Origin of the sequence: Microbispora catharanthi (assembly GCF_006334915.2) — a bacterium.
Lineage (GTDB): Bacteria > Actinomycetota > Actinomycetes > Streptosporangiales > Streptosporangiaceae > Microbispora > Microbispora catharanthi.
Genome location: NZ_VDMA02000002.1, coordinates 23,949 through 45,949, shown reverse-complemented (window position 1 = coordinate 45,949; position 22,001 = coordinate 23,949). Strand labels below are relative to the sequence as shown.

General features: G+C 72.6%; 20 protein-coding genes. 11 read left to right on the top strand and 9 right to left on the bottom strand.

Annotated features, from left to right (window positions below; all coding sequences use genetic code 11):
* Positions 1 to 21: 21 nt before the first annotated feature.
* From FH610_RS03520 to FH610_RS03510, 3 genes are read right to left on the bottom strand one after another with little or no spacing between them, the layout of a single operon-like run.
* Entirely contained in the window at positions 22 to 1,440 is a 1,419-nt protein-coding gene (locus FH610_RS03520; RefSeq protein WP_139572825.1) for a pyridoxal phosphate-dependent decarboxylase family protein, read from the bottom strand.
* Positions 1,441 to 1,448: 8 nt separating this feature from the next.
* The gene (locus FH610_RS03515; RefSeq protein ID WP_240808732.1) at positions 1,449 to 2,801 is read right to left on the bottom strand and encodes a sensor histidine kinase; all 1,353 of its coding nucleotides are present in this window, start codon (positions 2,799 to 2,801) and stop codon (positions 1,449 to 1,451) included.
* A 47-nt stretch (positions 2,802 to 2,848) separates the two neighbouring features.
* Positions 2,849 to 3,523, bottom strand: a complete 675-nt coding sequence (locus FH610_RS03510; protein ID WP_139572824.1) for a response regulator transcription factor — start codon at positions 3,521 to 3,523, stop codon at positions 2,849 to 2,851.
* Positions 3,524 to 3,659: 136 nt separating this feature from the next.
* Between FH610_RS03510 and FH610_RS03505 the strand changes: the two genes are divergently transcribed.
* The 4 genes from FH610_RS03505 (at position 3,660) to FH610_RS03490 (ending at position 7,380) form a co-directional block, all read left to right on the top strand.
* Positions 3,660 to 4,838, top strand: a complete 1,179-nt coding sequence (locus tag FH610_RS03505) for a LolA family protein (protein ID WP_139572823.1) — start codon at positions 3,660 to 3,662, stop codon at positions 4,836 to 4,838.
* Positions 4,835 to 5,899, top strand: a complete 1,065-nt coding sequence (locus tag FH610_RS03500; RefSeq protein WP_139572822.1) for an ABC transporter ATP-binding protein — start codon at positions 4,835 to 4,837, stop codon at positions 5,897 to 5,899. The genes FH610_RS03505 and FH610_RS03500 overlap by 4 nt, the downstream gene beginning before the upstream one ends.
* Entirely contained in the window at positions 5,886 to 6,839 is a 954-nt protein-coding gene (locus tag FH610_RS03495; protein WP_139572821.1) for an ABC transporter permease, read from the top strand. The genes FH610_RS03500 and FH610_RS03495 overlap by 14 nt, the downstream gene beginning before the upstream one ends.
* Before the next feature lie 64 nt (positions 6,840 to 6,903).
* Positions 6,904 to 7,380 carry a hypothetical protein gene (locus FH610_RS03490; protein ID WP_139572820.1) on the top strand — a complete coding sequence of 159 codons (477 nt, stop codon included), beginning with the start codon at positions 6,904 to 6,906 and terminating at the stop codon, positions 7,378 to 7,380.
* Here the strand turns inward: FH610_RS03490 and FH610_RS03485 are convergent.
* From FH610_RS03485 to FH610_RS03470, 4 genes are read right to left on the bottom strand one after another with little or no spacing between them, the layout of a single operon-like run.
* The gene (locus tag FH610_RS03485; protein ID WP_139572819.1) at positions 7,304 to 8,110 is read right to left on the bottom strand and encodes an ABC transporter ATP-binding protein; all 807 of its coding nucleotides are present in this window, start codon (positions 8,108 to 8,110) and stop codon (positions 7,304 to 7,306) included. The genes FH610_RS03490 and FH610_RS03485 overlap by 77 nt on opposite strands.
* Before the next feature lie 3 nt (positions 8,111 to 8,113).
* Positions 8,114 to 8,902 carry an ABC transporter permease gene (locus FH610_RS03480; protein WP_240808731.1) on the bottom strand — a complete coding sequence of 263 codons (789 nt, stop codon included), beginning with the start codon at positions 8,900 to 8,902 and terminating at the stop codon, positions 8,114 to 8,116.
* A 6-nt stretch (positions 8,903 to 8,908) separates the two neighbouring features.
* Complete coding sequence (locus FH610_RS03475; protein ID WP_139572818.1) at positions 8,909 to 9,709, bottom strand: ABC transporter permease; 801 nt, start codon at positions 9,707 to 9,709, stop codon at positions 8,909 to 8,911.
* Positions 9,706 to 10,032: a hypothetical protein gene (locus FH610_RS03470; protein ID WP_205825530.1), complete on the bottom strand. Its 327-nt coding sequence runs from the start codon at positions 10,030 to 10,032 to the stop codon at positions 9,706 to 9,708. The genes FH610_RS03475 and FH610_RS03470 overlap by 4 nt, the downstream gene beginning before the upstream one ends.
* A gap of 175 nt (positions 10,033 to 10,207) precedes the next feature.
* Between FH610_RS03470 and FH610_RS03465 the strand changes: the two genes are divergently transcribed.
* The 3 genes from FH610_RS03465 (at position 10,208) to FH610_RS03455 (ending at position 13,883) form a co-directional block, all read left to right on the top strand.
* A complete protein-coding gene (locus FH610_RS03465; protein WP_139572816.1) occupies positions 10,208 to 11,188 on the top strand; it encodes an alpha/beta hydrolase in 981 nt (326 codons plus the stop codon).
* Positions 11,189 to 11,366: 178 nt separating this feature from the next.
* Complete coding sequence (locus FH610_RS45085) at positions 11,367 to 13,034, top strand: serine/threonine-protein kinase (protein WP_139572815.1); 1,668 nt, start codon at positions 11,367 to 11,369, stop codon at positions 13,032 to 13,034.
* Between the two features lie 45 nt (positions 13,035 to 13,079).
* Entirely contained in the window at positions 13,080 to 13,883 is an 804-nt protein-coding gene (locus FH610_RS03455; RefSeq protein ID WP_139572814.1) for an ABC transporter ATP-binding protein, read from the top strand.
* Positions 13,884 to 13,994: 111 nt separating this feature from the next.
* On the opposite strand, the gene aceA is transcribed toward FH610_RS03455, so the two are convergent.
* Positions 13,995 to 15,287: an isocitrate lyase gene (gene aceA, locus FH610_RS03450; protein WP_139572813.1), complete on the bottom strand. Its 1,293-nt coding sequence runs from the start codon at positions 15,285 to 15,287 to the stop codon at positions 13,995 to 13,997.
* A 244-nt stretch (positions 15,288 to 15,531) separates the two neighbouring features.
* On the opposite strand from aceA, the gene FH610_RS03445 reads away from it, so the two are divergent.
* Positions 15,532 to 17,004 (top strand): helix-turn-helix domain-containing protein, encoded by a 1,473-nt coding sequence (locus FH610_RS03445; RefSeq protein WP_240808730.1) that lies wholly within the window; start codon positions 15,532 to 15,534, stop codon positions 17,002 to 17,004.
* Positions 17,005 to 17,036: 32 nt separating this feature from the next.
* On the opposite strand, the gene FH610_RS03440 is transcribed toward FH610_RS03445, so the two are convergent.
* Positions 17,037 to 18,914 (bottom strand): propionyl-CoA synthetase, encoded by a 1,878-nt coding sequence (locus FH610_RS03440; protein ID WP_139573183.1) that lies wholly within the window; start codon positions 18,912 to 18,914, stop codon positions 17,037 to 17,039.
* A gap of 358 nt (positions 18,915 to 19,272) precedes the next feature.
* Between FH610_RS03440 and FH610_RS03435 the strand changes: the two genes are divergently transcribed.
* Genes FH610_RS03435 through FH610_RS03425 form a run of 3 tightly spaced genes read left to right on the top strand, consistent with a single transcriptional unit; the run spans position 19,273 to position 21,993 of the window.
* A complete protein-coding gene (locus FH610_RS03435) occupies positions 19,273 to 19,947 on the top strand; it encodes a response regulator transcription factor (RefSeq protein WP_161627925.1) in 675 nt (224 codons plus the stop codon).
* A 4-nt stretch (positions 19,948 to 19,951) separates the two neighbouring features.
* Positions 19,952 to 21,505: a sensor histidine kinase gene (locus FH610_RS03430; RefSeq protein WP_205825529.1), complete on the top strand. Its 1,554-nt coding sequence runs from the start codon at positions 19,952 to 19,954 to the stop codon at positions 21,503 to 21,505.
* A complete protein-coding gene (locus FH610_RS03425; protein ID WP_139572811.1) occupies positions 21,502 to 21,993 on the top strand; it encodes a GerMN domain-containing protein in 492 nt (163 codons plus the stop codon). Before FH610_RS03430 ends, FH610_RS03425 begins: the two co-directional genes overlap by 4 nt.
* The last annotated feature ends 8 nt before the right edge of the window (positions 21,994 to 22,001 follow it).

Here is a 22,001-nt window from a genome sequence, read left to right as displayed (position 1 = left end):
AAGATCGGGAAGACAACCGCATCAGGAGTACATAACCGACAGGAAACGGACGAGGATCGCCTCGCGGGTCGCGGCCGGCAGGGCGTCGAGCACGGCGTTCACGACCGCCATCCCCGGCTGTCCCGTCGCGGTGAGGTCGATCCCCACCGACGCGGCGAGCTCGGCGAACGTGGCGTCGTCCAGGGCGTCGAGGTCGAGGGACGCGATGAGCTCGGGCAGGCCCTCGGGCACCTCGGCAGGCCCCCGTCGCCGGGCGGCCTCGGCCGCCTCCGCGATCACCTCCAGCATCGCGTCCACCCCCGCCAGCGTCACACCGGTGACCGTCACGTGGATGTTGGCCGGGATCCCGGCGTACGACAGCTGCGGCTGGAGGAACCAGCCGAGCCGGCGCGCCTCGTCGGCGAGTACGAAGACGTCCACCTGGGAGGAGCCGGCGATGGCGACCAGCGCGGCCTCCGGCTTCCCGAGCACCCGCAGTCCGGGGATCTTCCCCACGCCCTCCGCCAGCCGCCGGGTCGCCTCCAGCGTCCTGCAGCCGAGCTCCAGGTAGCCCTCCCGGCCGAGGGCCTGCAGGGTGGCCCAGGCGCCGCCGAGCGGCCCGGCCGACCGTGAGCTCTGCACGGTCGCGTTGATGATCGTGTAGCCGGGCCAGGCCGCAGAGGCGAAGTAGGCCCGGCGGCGCAGTTCAGGGTCGCGAAACAGCAGCACCGACGCCCCCTTCGGCGCGTACCCGAACTTGTGCAGGTCGCACGAGATCGAGGTGACGCCGGGCACGCTCAGGTCGAAGGGCGGGATCGCGGCGCCCGCCTCGCGCAGCCACGGCAGCAGCCATCCGCCGACGCAGGCGTCTACGTGGCACGGCACGCCGCGCGCGGCGGCGAGCGCGGCCACCTCCTCGACCGGGTCGACGACGCCCTGCGGATAGGAGGGCGCCGAGACCACCGCCAGCGCCGTACGGTCGTCCAGCTCGGCCTCGAACGCCGGAACGGAGGCCCGGTAGGTGACCGGGTCGACCGGGACCGGCACGATCTCCATGCCGAGGTAGTGCGCCGCCTTGTGGAACGCCGGGTGCGCGGTGACCGGCAGCACCACTCGGGTGGCGCCGGGACGGGCGTCGCGGGCGGCCTTCACGGCCAGCATGATCGACTCGGTGCCGCCGCTGGTGAAGATGCCCGGCGCACCGGGCCGTCCGAGCAACTCGGCGACGGCCCCGACCACCTGCCGCTCCAGCGCGACCATGCTGGGGAAGGCCGTCGGATCGAGCATGTTGACTTCGAGCATCTCCGCGTACGCCCGGTGCGCGGCCTCGTGCACCTCCGGCAGCCCGGTGTCGTAGACGTAGGCCGTCACCTTGCCGCCGCGCACCGGCAGGTCGGCCTCCTTCAGGGCGGTCAGCTCGGCGAGCAGTTCGGTGACGGGCCTGCCGTACTCGGGAAGCATGAAACTCCTCAACGTGCCAGGGGGAGCCGGACGACGGCGCGCAGTCCGGGGGAGGCGTCCTCCAGGTGGACCGTACCGCCGTGGGCCTCGACCGTGGTGCGCACGATCGCGAGACCGAGCCCGGCGCCGCCGTCGTCGCGGCTGCGGGCGTCGTCGAGCCGGGTGAACCGGTCGAAGACCCGCTCCCGCTCCTCGGGCGGGATACCCGGCCCGTCGTCGGTGACGGTGAGCTCGGCGACGCTCCCCTCGGCGCGTACGCCGATCCGGACCGCAGACGCCGCGTGCCGCAGGGCGTTGTCGACCAGGTTGGCGAGCACCCGCCGCAGGTCCAGCGCGTCGCCCAGTACGACGGGAGACGCACCGGGCGCGAGGTCGAGGCCGAGGCCGTATCGCTCGGCCGTACGGCGGGCCATCTCGGCCAGGTCGACCGGTTCCCGCCGGCCCAGGCGGCCCTCGTCGAGCCGGGCGAGCGCGAGCAGGTCCTCGGCGAGGCGGGACAGCCGGAGGGTGTCCTCGAGCACCCCCTCGGCCGTCTCCTTCCAGTCCTGCCCCTCCGGGTGGCTGAGCGCGACCTCCAGCTGGAGCCGGATGCTCGCGAGCGGGCTGCGCAACTCGTGCGCCGCGTCGGAGACCAGCGCCCGCTGGCGCGCGTCGGCCTCCTCCAGCCGCCCGAGCATGTCGTTGAGGGTCGTGGCGAGCGCGTGCACCTCGTCGCGCGCCTCGGGCACCGGCAGCCGCCGCGACCGCGCCGTGGCGCCCACCTCGGCCGCGCCCCGCCGCAGCAGCGCGATCGGCCGCAGCGTGCGCCCGACGACCAGCCACGAGACCGCCGCCAGCAGCGCGAGCAGGAGCGGCATGCCCGCGATCAGCACGTGCCCGATGGTCACCAGGCTGCTCTCCACCTCGCCGAACGACCGCGCCACGATCACCGTCACGCCGCGGTCCGCGCTCAGCGCCCGCACCCGCAGCGGCCCCGGCAGGGCGTACGGCCGGCCGTCCAGGAAACGGGGCGCACCGGTGCGTACGGCGGCCTCCCGCGCCCCCGCGGGCAGCAGGGGAACCAGGCGGTCGGTGTTCGGGGTGGCGTCGACGATCCGCCCGTCCCGGTCGAGCACCTGCACGATCGTGTTGTCCACCGAGACCACGGGATCGGACAGCCGGTTCGCGTCGGACAGCGCGACGATCTCACGTCCCCGCTGGTAGACCTGGTCGTCGATGCCGCGGACGAGCGCCTCGCCGAGCACCGCGACGAACACGTACGCCGACACGGCGAGGGCGAGCGCCAGCACGGCCGTCGCCGCCGCGGTGACCCGGAACCGCAGGCTCTGCCGCCGCCACCACGTCACCGGGCGCGCGAGCACGGCCAGACCTGATGCGGGTGATTTCGGCCCAGGGGATTCGGACACGCTCAGCCGCCGTCGCTCGCGAGCCGGTAGCCGGCCCCGCGCACGGTCTGCAGGGCGGCGCGGCCGAAGGGCGTGTCGATCTTCCTGCGGAGATACCCGACGTACACCTCGACCACGTTCGGATCGGTGTCGTAGGTGTCCCACACGTGCTCCAGGATCTCCGGCTTCGAGACCACCTCGCCCGGCCGGCGCATGAGGTACTCGAGCAGGGCGAACTCCCTGGGCGTCAGCTCGACCGGCGCCTCGCCCCGCGTGACCACCCGCGCCGCGGGGTCGAGCGACAGGTCGCCCGCGCTCAGCACGGCGGGCCTGCGGCCGCCGCCCCGGCGCAGCAGCGCCCGGAGCCGGGCCACCAGCACCACGTACGAGAACGGCTTGGTGAGGTAGTCGTCGGCGCCGAGGTCGAGCCCGTCGGCCATGTCGTACTCGCCGTCCTTGGCCGACAGCATGAGGATCGGCACCCAGTTCTCCTCCGCGCGCAACTGCTTGCACACGTTGTAGCCGGACATGCCGGGCAGCATGATGTCGAGCACGACCACGTCGTAGTCGCCGACGCGGGCCAGGTGCAGGCCCTCGTTCCCGTCGTGCGCCAGGTCGACGGCGAAGCCCTCCGCCTGCAGCCCGCGGCGCAGCGCCGCCGCCATCCGCCGCTCGTCCTCCACCACCAGAACCCGCATTGCCCCAGTGTGGACCCTTCCGGAGGTGTGGGTGCAGGTGAGCCTGAGAGCCCTCTCAGCCCGTCTCAGCGTCGGCACAGGAACGTCCCGGCAGTCTCGGGTCGTCAGGTTTTCCGCCCATAGTGGGAGATGTGAAATGGCGAAGAGAGCCCGCGCCGTGAGGTGGGGAGTGCCGGTGGCGGCGGTGGCCGTGGTTGCGGCCGCCGTGGGGACGGGACCGGTGATCGCGGCGGTGCGCAGCGACCCGTCCCTGCCGGACCGTACGGCGGAGCAGTTGCTGGCCGATGTCGCGCGCACCTGGGAGAGCGGCCGGATGCCGCCGATGTCCGGCACGATCGTCGAGACGGCGTCGCTCGGCCTGCCCGCGCTGCCGGGCCTGTCCGGGGCGCCGGGGTCCGGGGCCTCGGCGGCGTCGCTGCTGTCGGGGTCGCACCAGCTCAAGATCTGGTACGCGGGGGAGGACCGGTTCCGCCTCATGCTGCCGGGGGAGATGAGCGAGACCGACGTCGTCGCCGACGGCGACACGGTGTGGCTGTGGGACAGCGCCGCCAACAAGGCGACCCGTCTCACCGCCCCGGCGGCCTTCCGCGGCGGGCCCCACGGCGGGCCCCACGGAGCCTTCCCGCCGCGGTCCGGAGCCGCGTCGCCGTTCGCGTCGCCGTTCGCGACGCCGGAGCAGGCCGCGCGGCAGGCGCTGGAGGCGGCCGGGACCGACACCGCGATCAGCGTCGGTGACGTCGTCACGGTCGCGGGCCGCGCGGCCTACCAGATCGTGCTGACGCCCAAGTCGGCCGACTCGCTGATCAAGGACGTGCGGGTGGCGCTCGACGGCGAGAAGCTGATGCCGCTGCGCGTCCAGGTGTACACCAAGGGGGCGGCCGAGCCGGCCTTCGAGGTCGGCTTCGAGTCGCTGTCGTTCACCGCTCCCGCGCCGGAGAACTTCTCCTTCACGCCGCCGGCCGGCGCGAAGGTCGAGCAGGGGACGGCCACGCCTCCGGCCGGCCACCGGCCGGAGGCGGCCGCCGAGGCGCACGACCGCGGCCGCGTCGTCGGCTCCGGCTGGGACAGCGTGCTCGTCACCTCCCTGCCCGACGTTCCCGCCCAGAAGCAGGACGGGAAGGGGCGTGACGGCATGGACGTGGCCGCGCTGCTCGACGGTCTGAAGGGGGCGGCCACCCCTGTCAGCGGACAGTGGGGCAGCGGCCGGCTGCTGCGCACGAAGGTGGTGTCGATCCTGATCACCGACGACGGCCGCCTGCTCGCCGGCGCCGTGACCCCGGAGGCCCTCTACCGCGCAGCCGGTGTGAAGGAATGACCGAGCCCACGCACCGCGGACAAGCGGGGGTCGCGGTGGACGCGGTGGACGCGGTGACGGTGGGCACGCGCGCGGGGGCGCCACGGGAAGACACCGGGGCGCCCCCGCCCTCCCCCGAGGGCGCCGGCGCGCACGCCATCGTCACTTCCGGTCTCACCAAGCGCTTCCGCGGCGGCCAGGTGGCCGTCGACGCCGTCGACCTGGCCGTGCCGCGCGGATCGGTCTTCGGCTTCCTCGGCCCCAACGGCTCGGGCAAGACCACGACGATCCGCATGCTGCTCGGCCTGGTCGCCCCGACCTCGGGCACGTGGTCGCTGCTCGGGACGCCCATGCCCGCCGGACTGGCCCGGGCGCTGCCGCGCGTCGGCGCGGTGGTCGAGGGGCCGGCCTTCTATCCGTACCTGTCGGGTGAGGCCAACCTGCGCCGCCTCGACGCGGCCGACCCGTCGGCCGACGCGCGTACGGCGCAGGCCAGGATCGGCGCGGCGCTGGAGCGGGTCGGGCTGACGGCGGCGGCGGGCAAGCGCTACCGCAACTACTCGCTCGGCATGCGCCAGCGCCTGGCCATCGCGGCCGCGCTGCTGGTTTCGAGGGAACTGCTCGTGCTGGACGAGCCGACCAACGGCCTCGACCCGCAGGGCACCCGGGAGGTCCGCACGCTGATCAGGAGGATCGCCGAGGACGGCACGACCGTCTTCGTCTCCTCCCACCTGCTGAGCGAGGTCGAGCAGATGTGCACCCACGTGGGAGTCATGCGCACCGGCAGCCTCGTCGCCCAGGGCCCGATCGCCGCGCTGCGCGCCTCGGGTGAGGAGCCGCGCCTGCGGGTGGAGACGCCGGACGCCGGCGCGGCGGCGGCCGTGCTGGCCCGGGCCGGGCTCGGCGACGTGCGGACCGCGGACGACGAGGTCACGGCGGTCGTCGGCGCCCGGGCGCCGGAAGAGATCTGCGCGCTGCTCGTCGGCGAGGGCGTGGCCGTGCGTAGGTTCGGCGTGGAGCGCCCCACGCTCGAGGAGGTCTTCGTCGGTTTGACGGGGGAGGGGTTCGATGTCGGTGCGTGAGAAAGCGGCAGCCGTGTCCGAGGCCCGGCCGGGGGAGGAGGCCCCGCCGTCGCGGCGGGCGGAGGCGCGGACGGCGCCACGGGAGGAGCGGCCGTCCGACCGCGCCACCGGGCCCGCCCCGAGCCACCTGCGGCACCTGACGCGGCTGCTGGCCTCCGAGATCGGGCTGACGTTCCGCCGCCCGCGCAATCTCGCGATGCTCGGGGTGCTCGCGGTCGTGCCGGTGCTGGTCGGCGTCGCGGTGCGGGTCGCGTCGGGCGCCGACTCGGGCGGCTCGCTGCTCAGCCAGATCGCGGGCAACGGCCTGATGCTGACCTTCGCCGCGTTCGCCGTCATGATGCCGATCGTGCTGCCGCTGACCGTTGCGGTCGTGGCGGGCGACGCGATCGCCGGCGAGGCGGCCCAGGGCACGCTGCGCTACCTGCTCGTCGCCCCGGCGGGCCGGACCAGGCTGCTGCTGGTGAAGTACGCCAACGTCGTGGTCTTCTGCCTCGCGGCGTGCGCGCTGGTGGCGTTGTCGGCGCTGGTGGCCGGGCTGGTGCTGTTCCCCGTCGGGCCGGTGACGCTGTTGTCCGGCACGACGATCCCGGCGGCCGACGCCCTGCTGCGCGTCGGGGTGGTCGTCCTGTACACCGCCGCGGGGATGGCCGCGCTCGGCGCGGTGGCCCTCGCCGTCTCCACGCTGACCGAGGCGCCGATCGGGGCGGTGGCCACGAGCGTGGTGCTGGTGGTGGTCAGCCAGGTCCTGAGCGCGATCCCGCAGGTGGCGGCCGTACGGCCGGTCCTGCTGACCTCGTGGTGGGGCGCGTTCGACGGGGCGCTGCGGGCGCCGGTGGCGTTCGACCAGATGGGGCAGGGGCTGCTCGCCTTCGCCGCGTACGTCCTGGTTTTCGGCTCCCTCGCCTGGTCGCGCTTCACGAGTAAGGACATCACGGCGTAAGTGCTGCCCTTTACCGTCCTTTGTCGCTAGTGTTGCCGCGGACCTCTCACCCAAGGCGGTGTTCATGCGGCACTTCTTCGGGCTGCTCCTGGGCGTTGTCGTCGCGGCGGCTCTTCTCCTCGGTGGTGGATGGGCATCCCAGGAGGCGGTCCGGGGAGCGGCACAGAGCGTCGACCCGGCCAAGGACACGCGGATGCTGATCGCCCTCGGCGTGATGGCCGTCGTGGGCCTGCTGCTCGGGCTGGTGCTGGTCGGCCGGGTGTCCCCGCTGGCGACGTTCGTCCCGTCGATGGCGCTGCTGGCCTGGACCGTGGTCTACGTCCTCGACGTGTCGCGCGCCGCGAGCCTCGTGCCCACCGGGCCGTCCGTGCAGGCCGAACTGCTGCAGGCCGGCCGGGGCATGCTCACGCTGCTGTCCACCGGCGTGTACGGCCTGCTCGGCGTCGCGCTGTTCCTCCCGGTGCTCATGCCCTCCCGCTGGGCCCGTCCGGAGCCGGACGAGGAGCAGGAGGAGGAGTACGAGGAGTCGTTCGGCTTCTGAGATAGAGCCCGGCCACCACCTCCTCGATCGACGTCACGCCGGGCGCGGTCGCCCGCAGGTCGTCCAGGGTGCCGTCCAAGGCCAGCCGGCCGTGGTCGATCAGCAGCACGCGGCGGCACAGTCGTTCCACGTCGCCCAGGTCGTGGGTGGTCAGCAGCACCGTCGTCCCGCGTTCGGCGTTCAGCCGCCGCAGGAAGTCGCGCACCTCCGCCTTGCTGACGACGTCGAGCCCGATCGTCGGCTCGTCCAGCACCAGCACGGCGGGGTCGTGCAGCAGGGCGGCGGTGATGTCGCCCCGCATCCGCTGACCCAGGCTGAGCTGGCGCACCGGCGTCGCGAGGAAGCCGCCCAGGTCGAGCAGGTCGCACATCTCGTCGAGCCGCTCGCGGAACACCTTGCGATCTACTTTGTAAAGGAGCCGGACCAGTTCCAAACTGTCCCGGAGCGGCAGGTCCCACCACAGTGTCGTCCGCTGGCCGAAGACGACGCCGATCCTGCGGGCGAGTGCCGTACGTCGGCGGGAGGGATCGAGACCGGCGACCCTGATCCGGCCCGACGTGGGCGTGAGGATCCCGGTCAGCATCTTGATCGTGGTGGACTTGCCGGCGCCGTTCGGGCCGAGGCAGGCGACGAACTCCCCGGCCGCGACGCGGAAGGACAGGTCCCGCACGGCGTGCACGACCCGGCGGCGGACCGTGAAGGTCCTCCCGACCCCGTCTGCCTCGATCACTGGTCAGCTCCCCGTCGATCGGTAGCGGCGGATCCCCGCACGCCAGGCGAGCGCGGCGACGGCGGCCAGCGTGAGCGCGGCGGCGGGGGACAGCAGGCCCGTCCAGGACGGCAGCCCGAGCGGGTCGGGCCGGCCGAGCACGTACAGGCCCGGCTGCCAGTTGACGAACGCCAGGGGCAGCACGAAGGTCAGGCCCCGGACGACGCGGGTGTCGTAGACGCTCAGCGGATACTGCGTGAGCGTCGCCCCGCCGTAGGTGAAGGCGTTGGCCACCTCGGGGGCGGCGGTGAGCAGGAACTGCAGCGCGCCGCCGAGTGTGAAGAGCGCCGTGAAGATCACGATGCCCGAGACGACCATGACGGGCACCATCCAGACGCGGCCGAGGGGGACGTCCAGCCGCGTCAGGCCCACGGCCAGCACGGCTCCGGCCTGGATCGACCGGCCGATCCGGTGCGGCGTGAACCGGTCGGCCGCGACCTGCACGAAGGGCGACACGGGCCGGATCAGCATGACGTCGAGCGTGCCGGCCCCGATGTGCTGGCTGATCCTGTCGACGTTGCCGAACAGCATGTCGGCGAGCGCGAAGGCCAGTTGCGACGCGCCGTACAGGAACATGACCTCGGTCAGCCCGAAGCCGGCCAGCGCGTCGGTGTTGGCGAAGATCACCCAGATGACCGCGATGTCGAGGCCGCCGACCACCAGCCCGCCCGCCGTCATGAGTGCGAACGACAACGGGTACTGCGCCGCCGCCCGCGTCCACGTCCAGGCGAGCAGCGCGTATGTCCTGATCACGGGCGCTCAACCACCTTGGATCACGACCTTCCGCCGGGCGGCGCCGGTCATGAGCGCGCCGAGGGCCAGCAGGACGGCGGCCCACAGGGCCTGGAAGGCGAGGGCGCGGGCGGGGTCGGCCGTGCCGAGGTAGACGTCGGCGGGCACCTGCGCCATCGCCGACCACGGCAGCGCCCGGGCCAGTTCGCCGAACCATCCGGGAAAGATCGCCAGGGGCAGCATGAGCCCGCTGAAGAACGTCGTGAGCACCATCGACAGCACTCCGAGGCCTCGGTCGTCCATCACCCAGCACGTGGCCAGCGCGACGATGTAGCGCCACCCGAAGCTCACGACCACGCCCAGGGCGACGCTCAGGAGGAACGCGGCCGGGGCGTGCGGGGCGACGATGCCGAACAGCAGCGCGCCCACGAGGGTCGGCGGGCCGCCGCGGACGACGAAGAGGTACGCCGCCCGGCCCAGATCCTCCGACAGGCACCACAGCTGGAGGGACGCCGGGCGGACCAGGTCGAGCGCGACGTCGCCGGTGCGGATCCGCTGCGGCAGGTCCAGGCCGCCGCCGAACAACTGCATCGGGCCGATGAACGCCTGCGTGAGGAACGTGAAGGTGACCGCGCCCGCCACGTCGTAGCCGCCGAGGCCGGGGCGGGCCTGCCACAGCGCGATCAGCACGTACGCGCGGAGCACCCCGAACACGGTGTTGGTGAACGCCCCGGCCAGCGCGGCGGCCCAGTAGGTCGCGTGCCTGCGGAAGCCGTACCAGGCCAGCCGCGGATAGAGGGAGACGGCGGCGCCGTGGCCGAGGATCACCGGTCGGCGAGGCGGTAGACGAAGCGCAGCCCCGACCACACCTCGTCCACGGCGCAGACCTTGTTGTCCACCAGGCCCTCGCCGAGCCCGAAGGCGCGGACGACATCGCCCGACAGGTCGGTGGCGACGCCGCTCGACTTCTTGGGCCAGCCCACCCACAGGCCGCCGTCGCGCGCCAGGCGCTCGCGCGCCCGGGGGAAGCCGGATCGCAGGGCGGCCTCGTCGGGGCAGAACATCACGATCACGTCATACGGCTCGGGACTTCCGTCGTCCTTGTCGTGGCCGTCGATCGTCAGATTTTGCGGAGCGTTTACCAGCAACACGCGGTGGCCGGGCTTGACACCGAGCTTCCGGGGCAGCGAAGCCCTCGAATATCCATTCAAAGGTGGCTCATGTCCTGCGGCGTTACCTTCTCGTAACACCGCTGTAAGGGGAGTGAAACATACCTACCGGTAGAACGGATGACCAAATGGGGAATGTCCCTTTTGGGAGGCTTGCATGGGGCATGAGCTGAATGTAGACATCCGTCCGGAATATCCGGTCAGTTGGCAGGCCGCCGCGATCAACGGGGTCCTGCGGGGCACCATGAAACCGATCTCCACCATCCTCGTGCGCAACACCGCGGGGATGGCCGTGGCCAGCCGCATCATCTGCCTCGGCGAGCGGGTCCCCGGCATCCTCCCCAAGCACGTGTCCATCGTTCCAGACGGGTTCGGCTCGTGCACGGGGGAATGGGTGAACGGCGGGACCGGCCTGGACGAGGACAAGGTGGTGCTCTACTTCCACGGCGGCGCGTACTTCGTCTGCTCCCCGGCCACCCACCGGCCGATCACGTGGCGGCTTTCGGCCGTCGCCGGCCGTCCGGTGTTCTCCCTCGACTACCGCCAGGGGCCGGTCCACTCTCTCGCCGAGTCGCTGTCGGACGCGCTCCAGGCGTACGAGTGCCTGCTCGACCTCGGGTACGCCGCCCAGGACATCGTGCTGGCCGGGGACTCCGCCGGAGGTCACCTCACCCTCGCCACGTTGCTGTCCCTCCGCGACAGGAACATGCCCCTTCCCGCCGCCGGGATCTGCCTGTCCCCCTGGGCCGACCTCAGCTCCAGCCGGCGCCGCGCCAACATCTGGTCCGACCCCATGCTCCCGGCCGGCCGCGTCGACTGGCTCGCCCGCCGCTGGACCGACGGCCTCGACTGCTTCGACCCTCTCGTGTCCCCCGTGTACGGCGACTACACCGGCATCCCCCCGCTGATGATCGTCACCGGCTCCACCGAGGTCCTGCGCGACGAGGCCCGCCGGGTCGCCCTCAGCGCCCGCGAGAACGGCGTGCAGGTGACCTACGAGGAGTGGAACCGCATGCCGCACATCTTCCCCCTCCTCGCCGACGTCCTCCCCGAAGGCCGCCTGTTCTTCGAGCACGTCTCCCGCTTCCTCGACGCCGTCCACGCCCACCACCCCACCTCCGGCGCCGAGGCCGCCTGATCGGGACGAGGCGCGCTTTGTGGCATATGAGGCCTATGTGACCTGCGGCTTCTCCGTCCGGCCTTACCTCAGGGTGTCATTGGCCTTACCTCTCATGCCGCTTGCCGCTACTTGAGCGCGTGGCGCGTTCCAAACGGCCACAGTGGCTGTGCGGCACTTCGAGAGAGGTAGCTTCCGTATGGCACGTGGCGGAACGGCTTCCCAGAACGGCATGCCTCCCGGTGTGCGCCCGCTGACCGTGGGCGACCCGGTCGTCATCGGGCGCTACCTGCTGCTCGGCCGGTTGGGCAGCGGCGGAATGGGCGTGGTCTACCTGGCCGAGCATCCCCGCGGGGGATACGTCGCGCTGAAGACGCCGCATCCGGTGCACCTGGGGGACCCCACGTTGCGGGCCCGCTTTGCCGAGGAGGTCGCGTTCTCCCGGCGCGTGGTGCCGTTCTGCACGGCCGCCGTCATCGAGGACGGTCTGGACGGCGAGCGGCCCTACCTCGTCACCGAGTACGTCCCCGGCCCCGGGCTCTCCCAGGTGGTCGCCGCCCGGGGGCCGCTCACCCCCGACCTCGCGTACGGCGTGGCCCTCGGCACGGCCGCCGCGCTCGTGGCCACGCACGAGGCCGGGCTGGTCCACCGGGACCTCAAGCCCGGCAACGTGCTGCTGTCCCCGCGCGGGCCGTTCGTCATCGACTTCGGGATCGCCCGTGACCTCGACGTCGCGATGGCGCACACGCAGGCCGGGCAGATCATGGGCAGCCCGGGCTGGGTCGCCCCCGAGCGGCTTCGCGGCCACCACGCCATCCCCGCCTCGGACGTCTTCTCCTGGGGCTGCCTGGTCGCGTTCGCGGCGACCGGGTTGCATCCGTTCGGCGCCGGCGACCTCGACGTGCTCACCCGGCGCATCCTGGTCGAGGAGCCTCGGATCGACGCCGTGCCGAAGCTGCTGCGGGGCGGCGTGGCGGCGGCGCTGCGGCGCGAGCCGGCCGACCGTCCTGACGCGGCCTGGCTGCTGGCCTCCCTGCTCGCGGCGGGCGGGGTCCACGTGACCGCCGACCCGCGGCGGGCGGTCGCCGCGGTGCTCGACGAGATCTGGCAGCCCGTGCCCCACCCGGCGGGGATCACTTCCGGCCGGGCCGCGCAGGGGCAGCGCAGGCGGGGCAGGGACTCCCAGGAAGCGGCGCAGGGATCGGCGCAGGGATCGGCGCAGGGGCCGACACAGGGCAGGGCGGCGCGGCGCCGGGCGGCGCGCTCCCGGGCACAGGTGTCCCACGCGGGCTTCGCGGCGCTCGCCACCGTGACGATCGCCGCGGTGACGGTGGTGGCGGCGGGCGCCGGGTCGGCCCACATGGAGAGCACGGCGGATCCGCCGCCCGTGCTGCCCGTGGTCATCCCCGGCGAGGACAGCGCCCTTCCGCCGGAGGACGTGCTCGGCACCGCCCGGCCGCCGGTGGTGCCCATCGTGGACGGTGCCCGGCCCAGGGTGACGGTCACGGCCACGCGGACCATGCCGCCGCCCGGGCCGGTGCGCGGGCCGGTGACCGAAGACGGCGGGTGGACCTCCCCGACGCCCTCGCCCTCGGCGGCCGGAGTCACCCTGCGTCCGCCCGCAGGTGGGCACTGCGTCAGCGGGCGGCCGAGGGACTGCCGTTCCACCCGGCCCTCCCCACCAGGGCACCCAGGGCACCCGGGCCAGCCGGGCCAGCCGGGACAGACCGGCTCTCCGATCCCGCCGTCGGGGATCAGCCAGGAGCCGCAGTGGGGCGACGGGGAGTCGCCCCCGCCGAGCCCGAGCACGCCGCCGGAGAGCCAGCCGCCCAGCGTGGTGGCCACCCCCGCGCCGTCCATACCCTGAAACGACGTCCCGATCGGGTGCCTCCATACAGCATGCTGTGTGTTCATGGAAGCAGCTCTCGAACTCGACGACGTGACCGTCCGCGTGGTCGGCCGGACCCTGGTGACCGGCGCCGACTGGCGGGTGGAGCACGGTCAGCACTGGGTGATCCTCGGCCCCAACGGCGCCGGCAAGACGACGATGCTCTCGGTCGCCGCGGCCGTACGGCACCCGAGCTCGGGGACGGCCACGGTGCTCGGGCGGCGGCTCGGCACGGTCGACCTGCGGGAACTGCGCCGGAGCATCGGCCTGGTCGCGGCAAGCCAGCGGCTCGTGGACGAGTCGCTGCTGGAGGAGGAGGGCGCCACCGCGCTGACCGTCGTGCTCACCGGGCACACCGGGACGAGCGCGCCGTTGTGGGACCGGTACGGCGACGAGGAGCGGGAGAGGGCGCACCGGATGCTCGCCGACCTCGGCTGCAAGGACCTGGCCGACCGCAGGTTCCAGGTGTGCTCGCAGGGGGAGCGGGCCCGGATCCGGGTGGCCAGGGCGCTGATGGCCGACCCGGCGATCCTGCTGCTCGACGAGCCGTTCGCGGGCCTCGACCTGCCGGCTCGGGAGGACCTCATCGAGGCGCTGGAGGACCTGGCCCGCACCCGTCAGGGGCTCACGACCGTGATGGTCACGCACCACCTGGAGGAGGTGCCGGCCACCACCACGCACGCCCTGCTGATGCGGGACACCCGCATCCTGACCGCCGGTCCCGTGGGGGAGGTGCTCACCGGGCCGAACCTGTCCGACTGCTTCGGCCGGCGGCTGCGCATCGACGCGCTGGACGGCCGCTGGTACGCCCGCGCGCTGCGCGTCTGACCGGCCCCGCGCACGGCGAGGCCCCGCCGCCGATCCGTCAGATCCCCGAGGGTGACCTGCGGATGGGCGGCGGGGCACGCCACCGACCTGTGTCCGAGATGTCCGCTGTGGTTAGTGAGCCCCGGCGAACTGCGCCTCCTCCGTCGAGCCCTTCAGGGCCGTCGTGGAGGAGTCCGGCGCGACGGCCGTGCTGACCAGGTCGAAGTATCCGGTGCCGACCTCGCGCTGGTGGCGGGTGGCGGTGTAGCCGCGTCGCTCGGCGTCGAACTCGGCCTCCTGGAGCCCGACGTACGCCGTCATGCCCTCCTCGGCGTAGCCGCGGGCCAGGTCGAACATCGAGTAGTTCAGCGAGTGGAAGCCCGCCAGGGTGATGAACTGGAACTTGTACCCCATGTGGCCCAGCTCGCGCTGGAACTTGGCGATCGTCGCGTCGTCCAGGTGCTTCTTCCAGTTGAACGACGGCGAGCAGTTGTAGGCCAGCATCTGGTCGGGGTACTCCCGCTTGATCGCCTCGGCGAACTCGCGGGCCACGTCGAGGTCGGGCGTGGAGGTCTCCATCCACAGCAGGTCGGCGTACGGCGCGTAGGCGAGGCCCCTGGCGACGCAGGCGTCGACGCCGTTGCGGACCCGGTAGAAGCCCTCGGCGGTGCGGTCGCCGGTGCAGAAGGCGCGGTCGCGGGGGTCCACGTCGCTGGTCAGGAGGGTCGCGGCCTGGGCGTCGGTCCGCGCGATGACCAGGGAGGGGACGCCCGCCACGTCGGCCGCGAGGCGGGCCGCGTTGAGGGTCTTGATGTGCTGGCCGGTGGGGATCAGCACCTTGCCGCCGAGGTGGCCGCACTTCTTCTCCGAGGCGAGCTGGTCCTCCCAGTGCACGCCCGCGGCGCCGGCCGCGATCATGGCCTTCATCAGCTCGAACGCGTTGAGCACGCCGCCGAAGCCGGCCTCGGCGTCGGCCACGATGGGCGCCAGCCAGTGCGGGGCGTCCTCGTCGCCCTCGGCCCAGCTGATCTGGTCGGCCCGCAGCAGCGCGTTGTTGATCCGGCGGACCACGGCGGGGACCGAGTTGGCCGGGTAGAGGCTCTGGTCGGGGTAGGTGTGACCGCTGAGGTTGGCGTCGGCGGCCACCTGCCAGCCGGACAGGTAGATGGCCTTGAGGCCCGCCTTCACCTGCTGGACCGCCTGGTTGCCGGTCAGCGCGCCCAGGGCGTGGACGTAGTCCTCGTGGTGCAGCAGGCCCCACAGGCGCTCCGCGCCGAGCCGGGCCAGCGTGTGCTCCTCCTGCACCGAGCCGCGCAGGCGGACCACGTCCTCGGCCGTGTAGGTCCGCTCGACGTTCGTCCACCGCGGATTGGTGTCCCAGTCCTGCTGCAGCCGCTGGGCGGCTGCGGTGAGGCGATCCGACATCTCCGGTCACTCCCTTGTTGCGTGCGTTGGCGTCACCTGGGGCTTGCTTCCGAGTTTGTGTCGATATCAAGACACTCACAAGGAGCCGTCAGTCGAAAGAACGCCAAATCTTCCGCTATGAGTAAGACTGGCGGGTATTCGACAGTGAAGAAACGCAGAGTTTTCGCTATGGACTAGACCAATCCGTGTGGGGTGGATCACGTGTCGCTGGAAGAAACGCCGATTTTCCGCATAAGATCGGGTCATGACCTCCGTTCTGGGCGAAGAACCGCTGTCTTTGACGCACGAGCTCGATCTTCTGGCCTTCGGCCAGCGGCTCAAGCACCTGCGCAAGCAGCGGGGTCTCACGCTCTCCGAGCTCGGCGAGCGGGTCGGGCGCGCGCCCAGCCAGCTGTCACTGCTGGAGAACGGCAAGCGCGAGCCCAAGCTCTCGCTGCTGAAGTCGCTGGCCGCCGCGCTGAACGTGCCGGTGGAGGAGCTGCTGCGCAGGCAGGCGCCGAACCGGCGGGCCCAGCTCGAGATCGCCCTGGAGGAGGCCCAGCGCGACCCGCTCTACGCGGGGCTCGGACTGAGCCGGCTGAAGGTCTCCTCACGGGTGCCCAACGACGTGCTCGAGCACATTCTCAGCCTGTTCGATGAGCTCAAGGCCAGGGAGGCGAAGGGCACGGCCACGCCGGAGGAGGCGCGGGCGGCCAACGCGGAGCTGCGGCGCAAGCAGCGCGAGCTGGGCAACTACTTCGAGGAGATCGAGAAGGCCGCCGCCGAGGCCCTGACCGCCGTCGGCTACCGGACCGGCGCGCTGTCGGAGAGCACCGTCCAGGCGCTGGTGTCGCACTTCGGGTTCGCCGTGCACACCGCGCCCGACCTGCCGCGATCGGCGCGGTCGGTGACCGACCTGCGCAACCGGCGCATCTACGTCAAACGCCAGCAGCTGGGCATGCACACGCCGCGTACCGTGCTGCTGCAGACACTCGGGCACATCGCGCTCCAGCACCACAAGCCGCGCGACTTCGCCGACTTCCTGCGCCAGCGGGTGGAGGCCAACTACTTCGCCGCGGCCGTCCTCGTGCCCGAGGCGGCGGCCGTGCCCTACCTGCGGGAGGCCAAGCAGGACAAGGCGCTGTCGGTGGAGGACCTGCGCGACGTGTTCGCGGTGTCCTACGAGATGGCGGCGCACCGGTTCACCAACCTCGCCACCCGCCACCTCGACCTCGTCTGCCACTTCGTGCGCAACGACGCCGGAGGGATCATCTACAAGGCGTACGAGAACGACGGGATCGTCTTCCCGGCCGACGAGCAGGGGGCGATCGAGGGCCAGCGGATGTGCCAGCAGTGGTCGGGCCGCCAGGTGTTCCTCTCGCCCGACCGGTTCTCGCTGTACTACCAGTACTCCGACTCGCCCACCGGCACCTACTTCTGCGTCGCCCACGTGGACCCGTCGCAGGAGAAGGACTTCGCGATCACGCTGGGCGTGCCGTATCGGGAGTCGCGGTGGTTCCGCGGGCGCGAGACCACCCACCGCACCAAGTCGAACTGCCCGAACGGCGAGTGCTGCCGCCGCCCGCCGACCGAGCTCGCGCAGCGCTGGGAGGGCTACGCCTGGCCGTCGGCGCGCGCCAACTCGCACGTGCTCGCCGCGCTGCCGCCCGGGTCGTTCCCCGGTGTCGACGAGGCCGACGTGTACGCGTTCCTGGAGCGCCACGCCGCCCACGGCTGAGCCGGGTCACCCCCGGCGGCGGGAGAGGGGCGTCACTCCCGGCGCAGGTGCGGGCGCAGCGCGGTCAGCACTCCCGGGTCCTCGATGGTGGAGGGCACGGGCTCGTCGCGGCCGTCGGCGATCGCGCGCATCGACTTGCGCAGGATCTTGCCCGAGCGGGTCTTCGGCAGGCCGTCCACGATTGTGACCTCCTTCAACGCGGCGACCGGGCCGATGTCGCGGCGCACCGCCGCCACGAGCTCCGCCTGGAGGGTCTCCGGCGCGACCTCCACGCCGGCCTTCAGCACCACGAAGCCGCGCGGCACCTGCCCCTTCAGCGCGTCGCGCACGCCGATCACCGCGCACTCGGCCACCGCCGGGTGGGCGGCCAGCACGGCCTCCATGGAACCGGTGGACAGGCGGTGCCCGGCCACGTTGATCACATCGTCGGTGCGGCCCATGACGAACAGGTAGCCGTCGGAGTCGACGTAGCCGCCGTCGCCCGTCAGGTAGTAGCCGGGGTAGGCGGACAGGTACGACGCGACATACCGTTCGTCGTCGCCCCACAGCGTCGGCAGGGTGCCGGGCGGCAGGGGCAGCCTGACGCAGATCGCGCCCTCGGCTCCCGGCGGCACCTCCTGCCCCGACGGGTCGAGGACCCGCACGTCGTAGCCGGGCACCGGCACGGTCGGCGAGCCGGGCTTGATCGGCATAGGCTCCAGCCCGCGGAGGTTCGCGGCGATGGCCCAGCCGGTCTCGGTCTGCCACCAGTGGTCCACGACCGGCACGCCGAGCTTCTCCGAGGCCCACCGGTAGGTCTCGGGGTCGAGCCGCTCGCCGGCCAGGAAGAGCGTGCGGAACGCCGACAGGTCGTGCTTCGCCGTCTCCGCGCCCTCCGGATCGACCTTCTTGATCGCCCGCATCGCCGTCGGGGCGGTGAACAGCGCCGTGACGCCGTACTGGGAGATCACCCGCCAGAACGCGCCCGCGTCCGGCGTGCCCACCGGTTTGCCCTCGTAGAGCACCGTGGTCGCGCCGGCCAGCAGCGGCCCGTACACGATGTAGGAGTGGCCGACGACCCAGCCGACGTCCGAGGCGGTCCACCACACGTCGCCCGGCCCGATGTCGTAGACGTTGGCCATCGACCAGGTCAGCGCGACCGCGTGGCCGCCGTTGTCGCGCACCACGCCCTTCGGCCTGCCCGTGGTGCCGGAGGTGTACAGGATGTACAGCGGGTCGGTCGCCGCCACGTCCACGCAGCCGACCGGCTCGGCCGCCGCCATCAGCTCGTCCCAGTCGACGTCCCGCTCGCCCATCCGGGCCCGCGCGGCGTCGCGCTGGAGCACGACGACCTTCTCCGGAGCGTTCGGCGTGGCCGCGATCGCCTCGTCCACGATCGGCTTGTACTCGACGATCCTGCTCGGCTCGATCCCGCAGGAGGCGCACACCAGCACCTTGGGCGCGGCGTCGTCGATCCGGGCGGCCAGTTCCTTAGGGGCGAACCCGCCGAACACGACCGAGTGCACCGCGCCCAGTCGCGCGCAGGCGAGCATCGCGATCACCGCCTGCGGCACCATCGGCATGTAGATCACCACGCGATCGCCCCGGCCGACGCCGAGGCCGCGCAGCGCCCCGGCGAAGCGCGCCACCTGGTCGCGCAGCTCGGCGTAGGTGTACCGGGCGGTCGCGCCGGTCACCGGCGAGTCGTAGAGCAGGGCGGGACGGTCCCCGTGCCCCGCGTCCACGTGCCGGTCCAGCGCGTTGTGGCAGGTGTTCAGCTCCCCGTCGGGGAACCAGCGATAGAACGGCGCGCGGCCGGCGTCCAGCCCGCGCCGGGGGCGGCGCGACCAGGTCACGGCGTCGGCCGCGGCGAGCCAGAAGGCATCCGGATCTTTCAGGCTCGCCGAGTAGGCGTCCCGGTAGTCACCCATCATCGATCCCGTCGGTCGTTCGTCATCCGCGCCCGGGGACGGCGCGGGAGCCACGTCCCATCCTGCGCGAGGCTCCCCGTCAGAAGAAGCCCCGGACGTTCCAGCGACCATGGCGAGGGGACGCGGACGTCCTCGTCCAGGTGCCCGACCGGTGCGTGGCTCAGCCATGACGAACTACGATTGACGCCGATTATGTGCGTGTTGTCAGCCGCATGCCACCGTTCATCGTCGGCGGCCACCGTCGGCGCGGCCGTGACACAACCATGACACGGCGCGGACGAGGTGGGGACACGACCGGCCGACAGTGGATGGGTTGACCGGCAGGCGAGTTACGGAGCGTGCGGTGAGACCCGGCGGCGTGTCACGAGTGTTGTTGATCGAGGATGACCCGGCCGTGCGGGAGGGCCTTGAGCTGGCCCTGACCCTGCACGGGTACCGGGTGCGGGCGGTGGAGTCCGGTGAGCAGGGGCTGGAGCGGCTGCGTGCGGACCTTCCCGACGTCGTCGTGCTCGACCTGATGTTGCCTGGCATGGACGGGTTCGAGGTCTGCCGCCGCATCCGGGCCGCCCGGGAGGTACCGATCATCATGCTGACCGCGCGCGGCGACGACATGGACGTGGTGGCCGGGTTGGAGGCGGGCGCCGACGACTACGTGGTCAAGCCGGTGCAGCCGAGGGTGCTCGAGGCACGCATTCGCGCGGTGCTCCGGCGGATCGGACGGGACCAGGCGGAGCTGGAGCGGTACGGGGACCTGACCATCGATCGGGCCGGGCTGGTGGTCGCCAAAGGCGGCGTGCCGGTCAGCCTCGCTCCGACCGAGCTGCGCCTGCTGCTCGAGCTCTCCGGCACGCCGGGCCGGGTGCACAGCCGCCAGCAACTGCTGGAGTCGGTGTGGGAGCACGGGTATTTCGGCGACTCGCGTCTCGTGGACGCGTGCGTGCAGCGGTTGCGCGCGAAGATCGAGGACGACTCGGCGGCGCCCGTCTACGTGCAGACGGTGCGTGGGTTCGGGTACCGGTTCGGGCCGGTGTGAGCCGGTGGCACCTCGACCGAGCCTGGGGCTGCGTGCCCGGCTGTTGTTCGCCTTCGCGCTGCTGTGTGTGGTCACCGCGGCGGCGGTGGCCGGCGGGATGTACGTCCAGGCCCGCAACGCCATCCTGAAGCGGACCCAGGATGCCGCGGTGGAGGCGATGAGAAGCCGCCTGGAGGCGCTCTACCCGTTGCGGACTCCGGCGCCGGGCCCGGACGAGCTCGGCGAGATCGCCGGCGCGGTGACCGACCGGTACAGCTCCGGGGTCGCCATCTACCACGAGATGCACGCGCCGATCAGACCGCCGCCGCCGGGGGACCGGAGGCTGGGCGGGAACGCGCCCGCCCTGGATTCCGGGGTGATCCCGAACGCGCCGGTCAGGCCGCCGCGGGGGGATTGGAGGCTGGGCGGGGACGCGCCGGTCCTGGATCCCGGGATGATTCCGAAGGGGCTGCGGCGGGCGGTGGCCGGCGGCGACATCGCGTGGCAACGCGTGGTGTGGCAGGGCGCGCCCGTCCTGATCATCGGTACGCCGATGCTGATCGTCGAGCGCGACCGGACGGCGCGGGCGTCGGGTATCGAGGTCTACACCGCGCGCAGCCTGCTCCCCGAACAGCGCAGCATCGACGGGCTCGCGGCACGCGCCTGGCTCACCGGCGGGGCGGCCCTGGCGTTCGCGGTCGTCCTCGCGTTGCTGGCCACCCGTGGCGTCCTGCGCCCGGTGCGCGAGCTCGGCCGGGCGGCACGCCTGCTGGGCGAGGGCGAGATGCGGACCAGGATCGCGGTGCGCGGCTCCGATGAGCTGGCCGAGGTGGCGCGCACGTTCAACAACACCGCCGAAGAGCTGGAACGGCACGTCAAGCAGCTGCGCGAGATGGAGGCCGACGCCCGCCGGTTCGTGGCCGATGTGTCGCATGAGCTGCGTACCCCGCTGGCCGCGCTGGCCGCGGTCGCCGACGTCCTGGATGAGGAGGCGGCCCGGCTGCCCGACCCCGCCGGCAGGGCCGCCAGGCTGGTCAGCCAGGAGACGCTCAACCTCACGGCGCTGGTGAACGACCTCATCGAGATCAGCAGGTTCGACTCGGGCGTCGCGGCCCTCGCGCTGAACGAGGTCGACGTGGCCGAGCTGGTGCACGCGACCCTGCGTGTCCGGGGCTGGTCAGAGCTGGTGCACACCGAGCTTCCCCCCGCGGTGACGGCACGGCTGGACCCGCGCCGAGTGGACGTCATCCTCGCCAACCTGGTCGGCAACGCCCTGCGGCACGGCGAGCCGCCGGTGTCGGTGCGGCTTCGCGCCGACCCGCACCGGATCGCCGTCGAGGTCCGCGACCACGGCCCGGGGTTGGACGAAGCGGTGCTGCCGCACGTGTTCGACCGGTTCTACAAGGCCAACGCGGCCAGGGCCAGGTCCGAGGGCAGCGGCCTCGGCCTTGCCATCGCGCGGGAGAACGCGCGCCTGCACCGAGGCGACCTCACCGTCACCAACGCCCCGGACGGCGGCGCCGTCTTCACGCTGCGCCTGCCACGCAGGGCACACGATCCGGACGGAGGCCCCGAGTGAGGACCGGGCTCGCCCGCCGCGTGCTCGCCGCGGGCCTCGTATCGCTCGTCGCCGTGGCCGGCTGCGGCGTGCAACCCAGCGACGCCATCCCCGCCGGCGACCCGCCGAGCGGAGCCGTCGCACGCACCACGACGATCACCCTCTACCTGGTGAAGAACGGCCGGCTCAGCGCGGTGACGCGGCTCAGTGGGCGTCCACTGTCCCCAGCGGACACGCTCGCGCTGCTGGCCGCCGGACCCGCCGGGGAGGAACAGGCGCATGGACTGACCACCGACGTCCCGCCCGAAGCCGGCCCGTTCTCGGTGACCGCCGAGCCGACCGGCCACTTGGTGGTGACCCTGTCGACCGCGGCCCGCGACCTGTCCACACTGGCCGTCGAGCAGATCGTGTGCACGGCCGCCGCCACGACGCCGGAAAGCCCGGTCCAGGTCACCGTCGCCGGTGCTGGGCAGAGCGTCGGCCCCCGGAACTGCCCGAGGCGACGGTAGCGACCCAT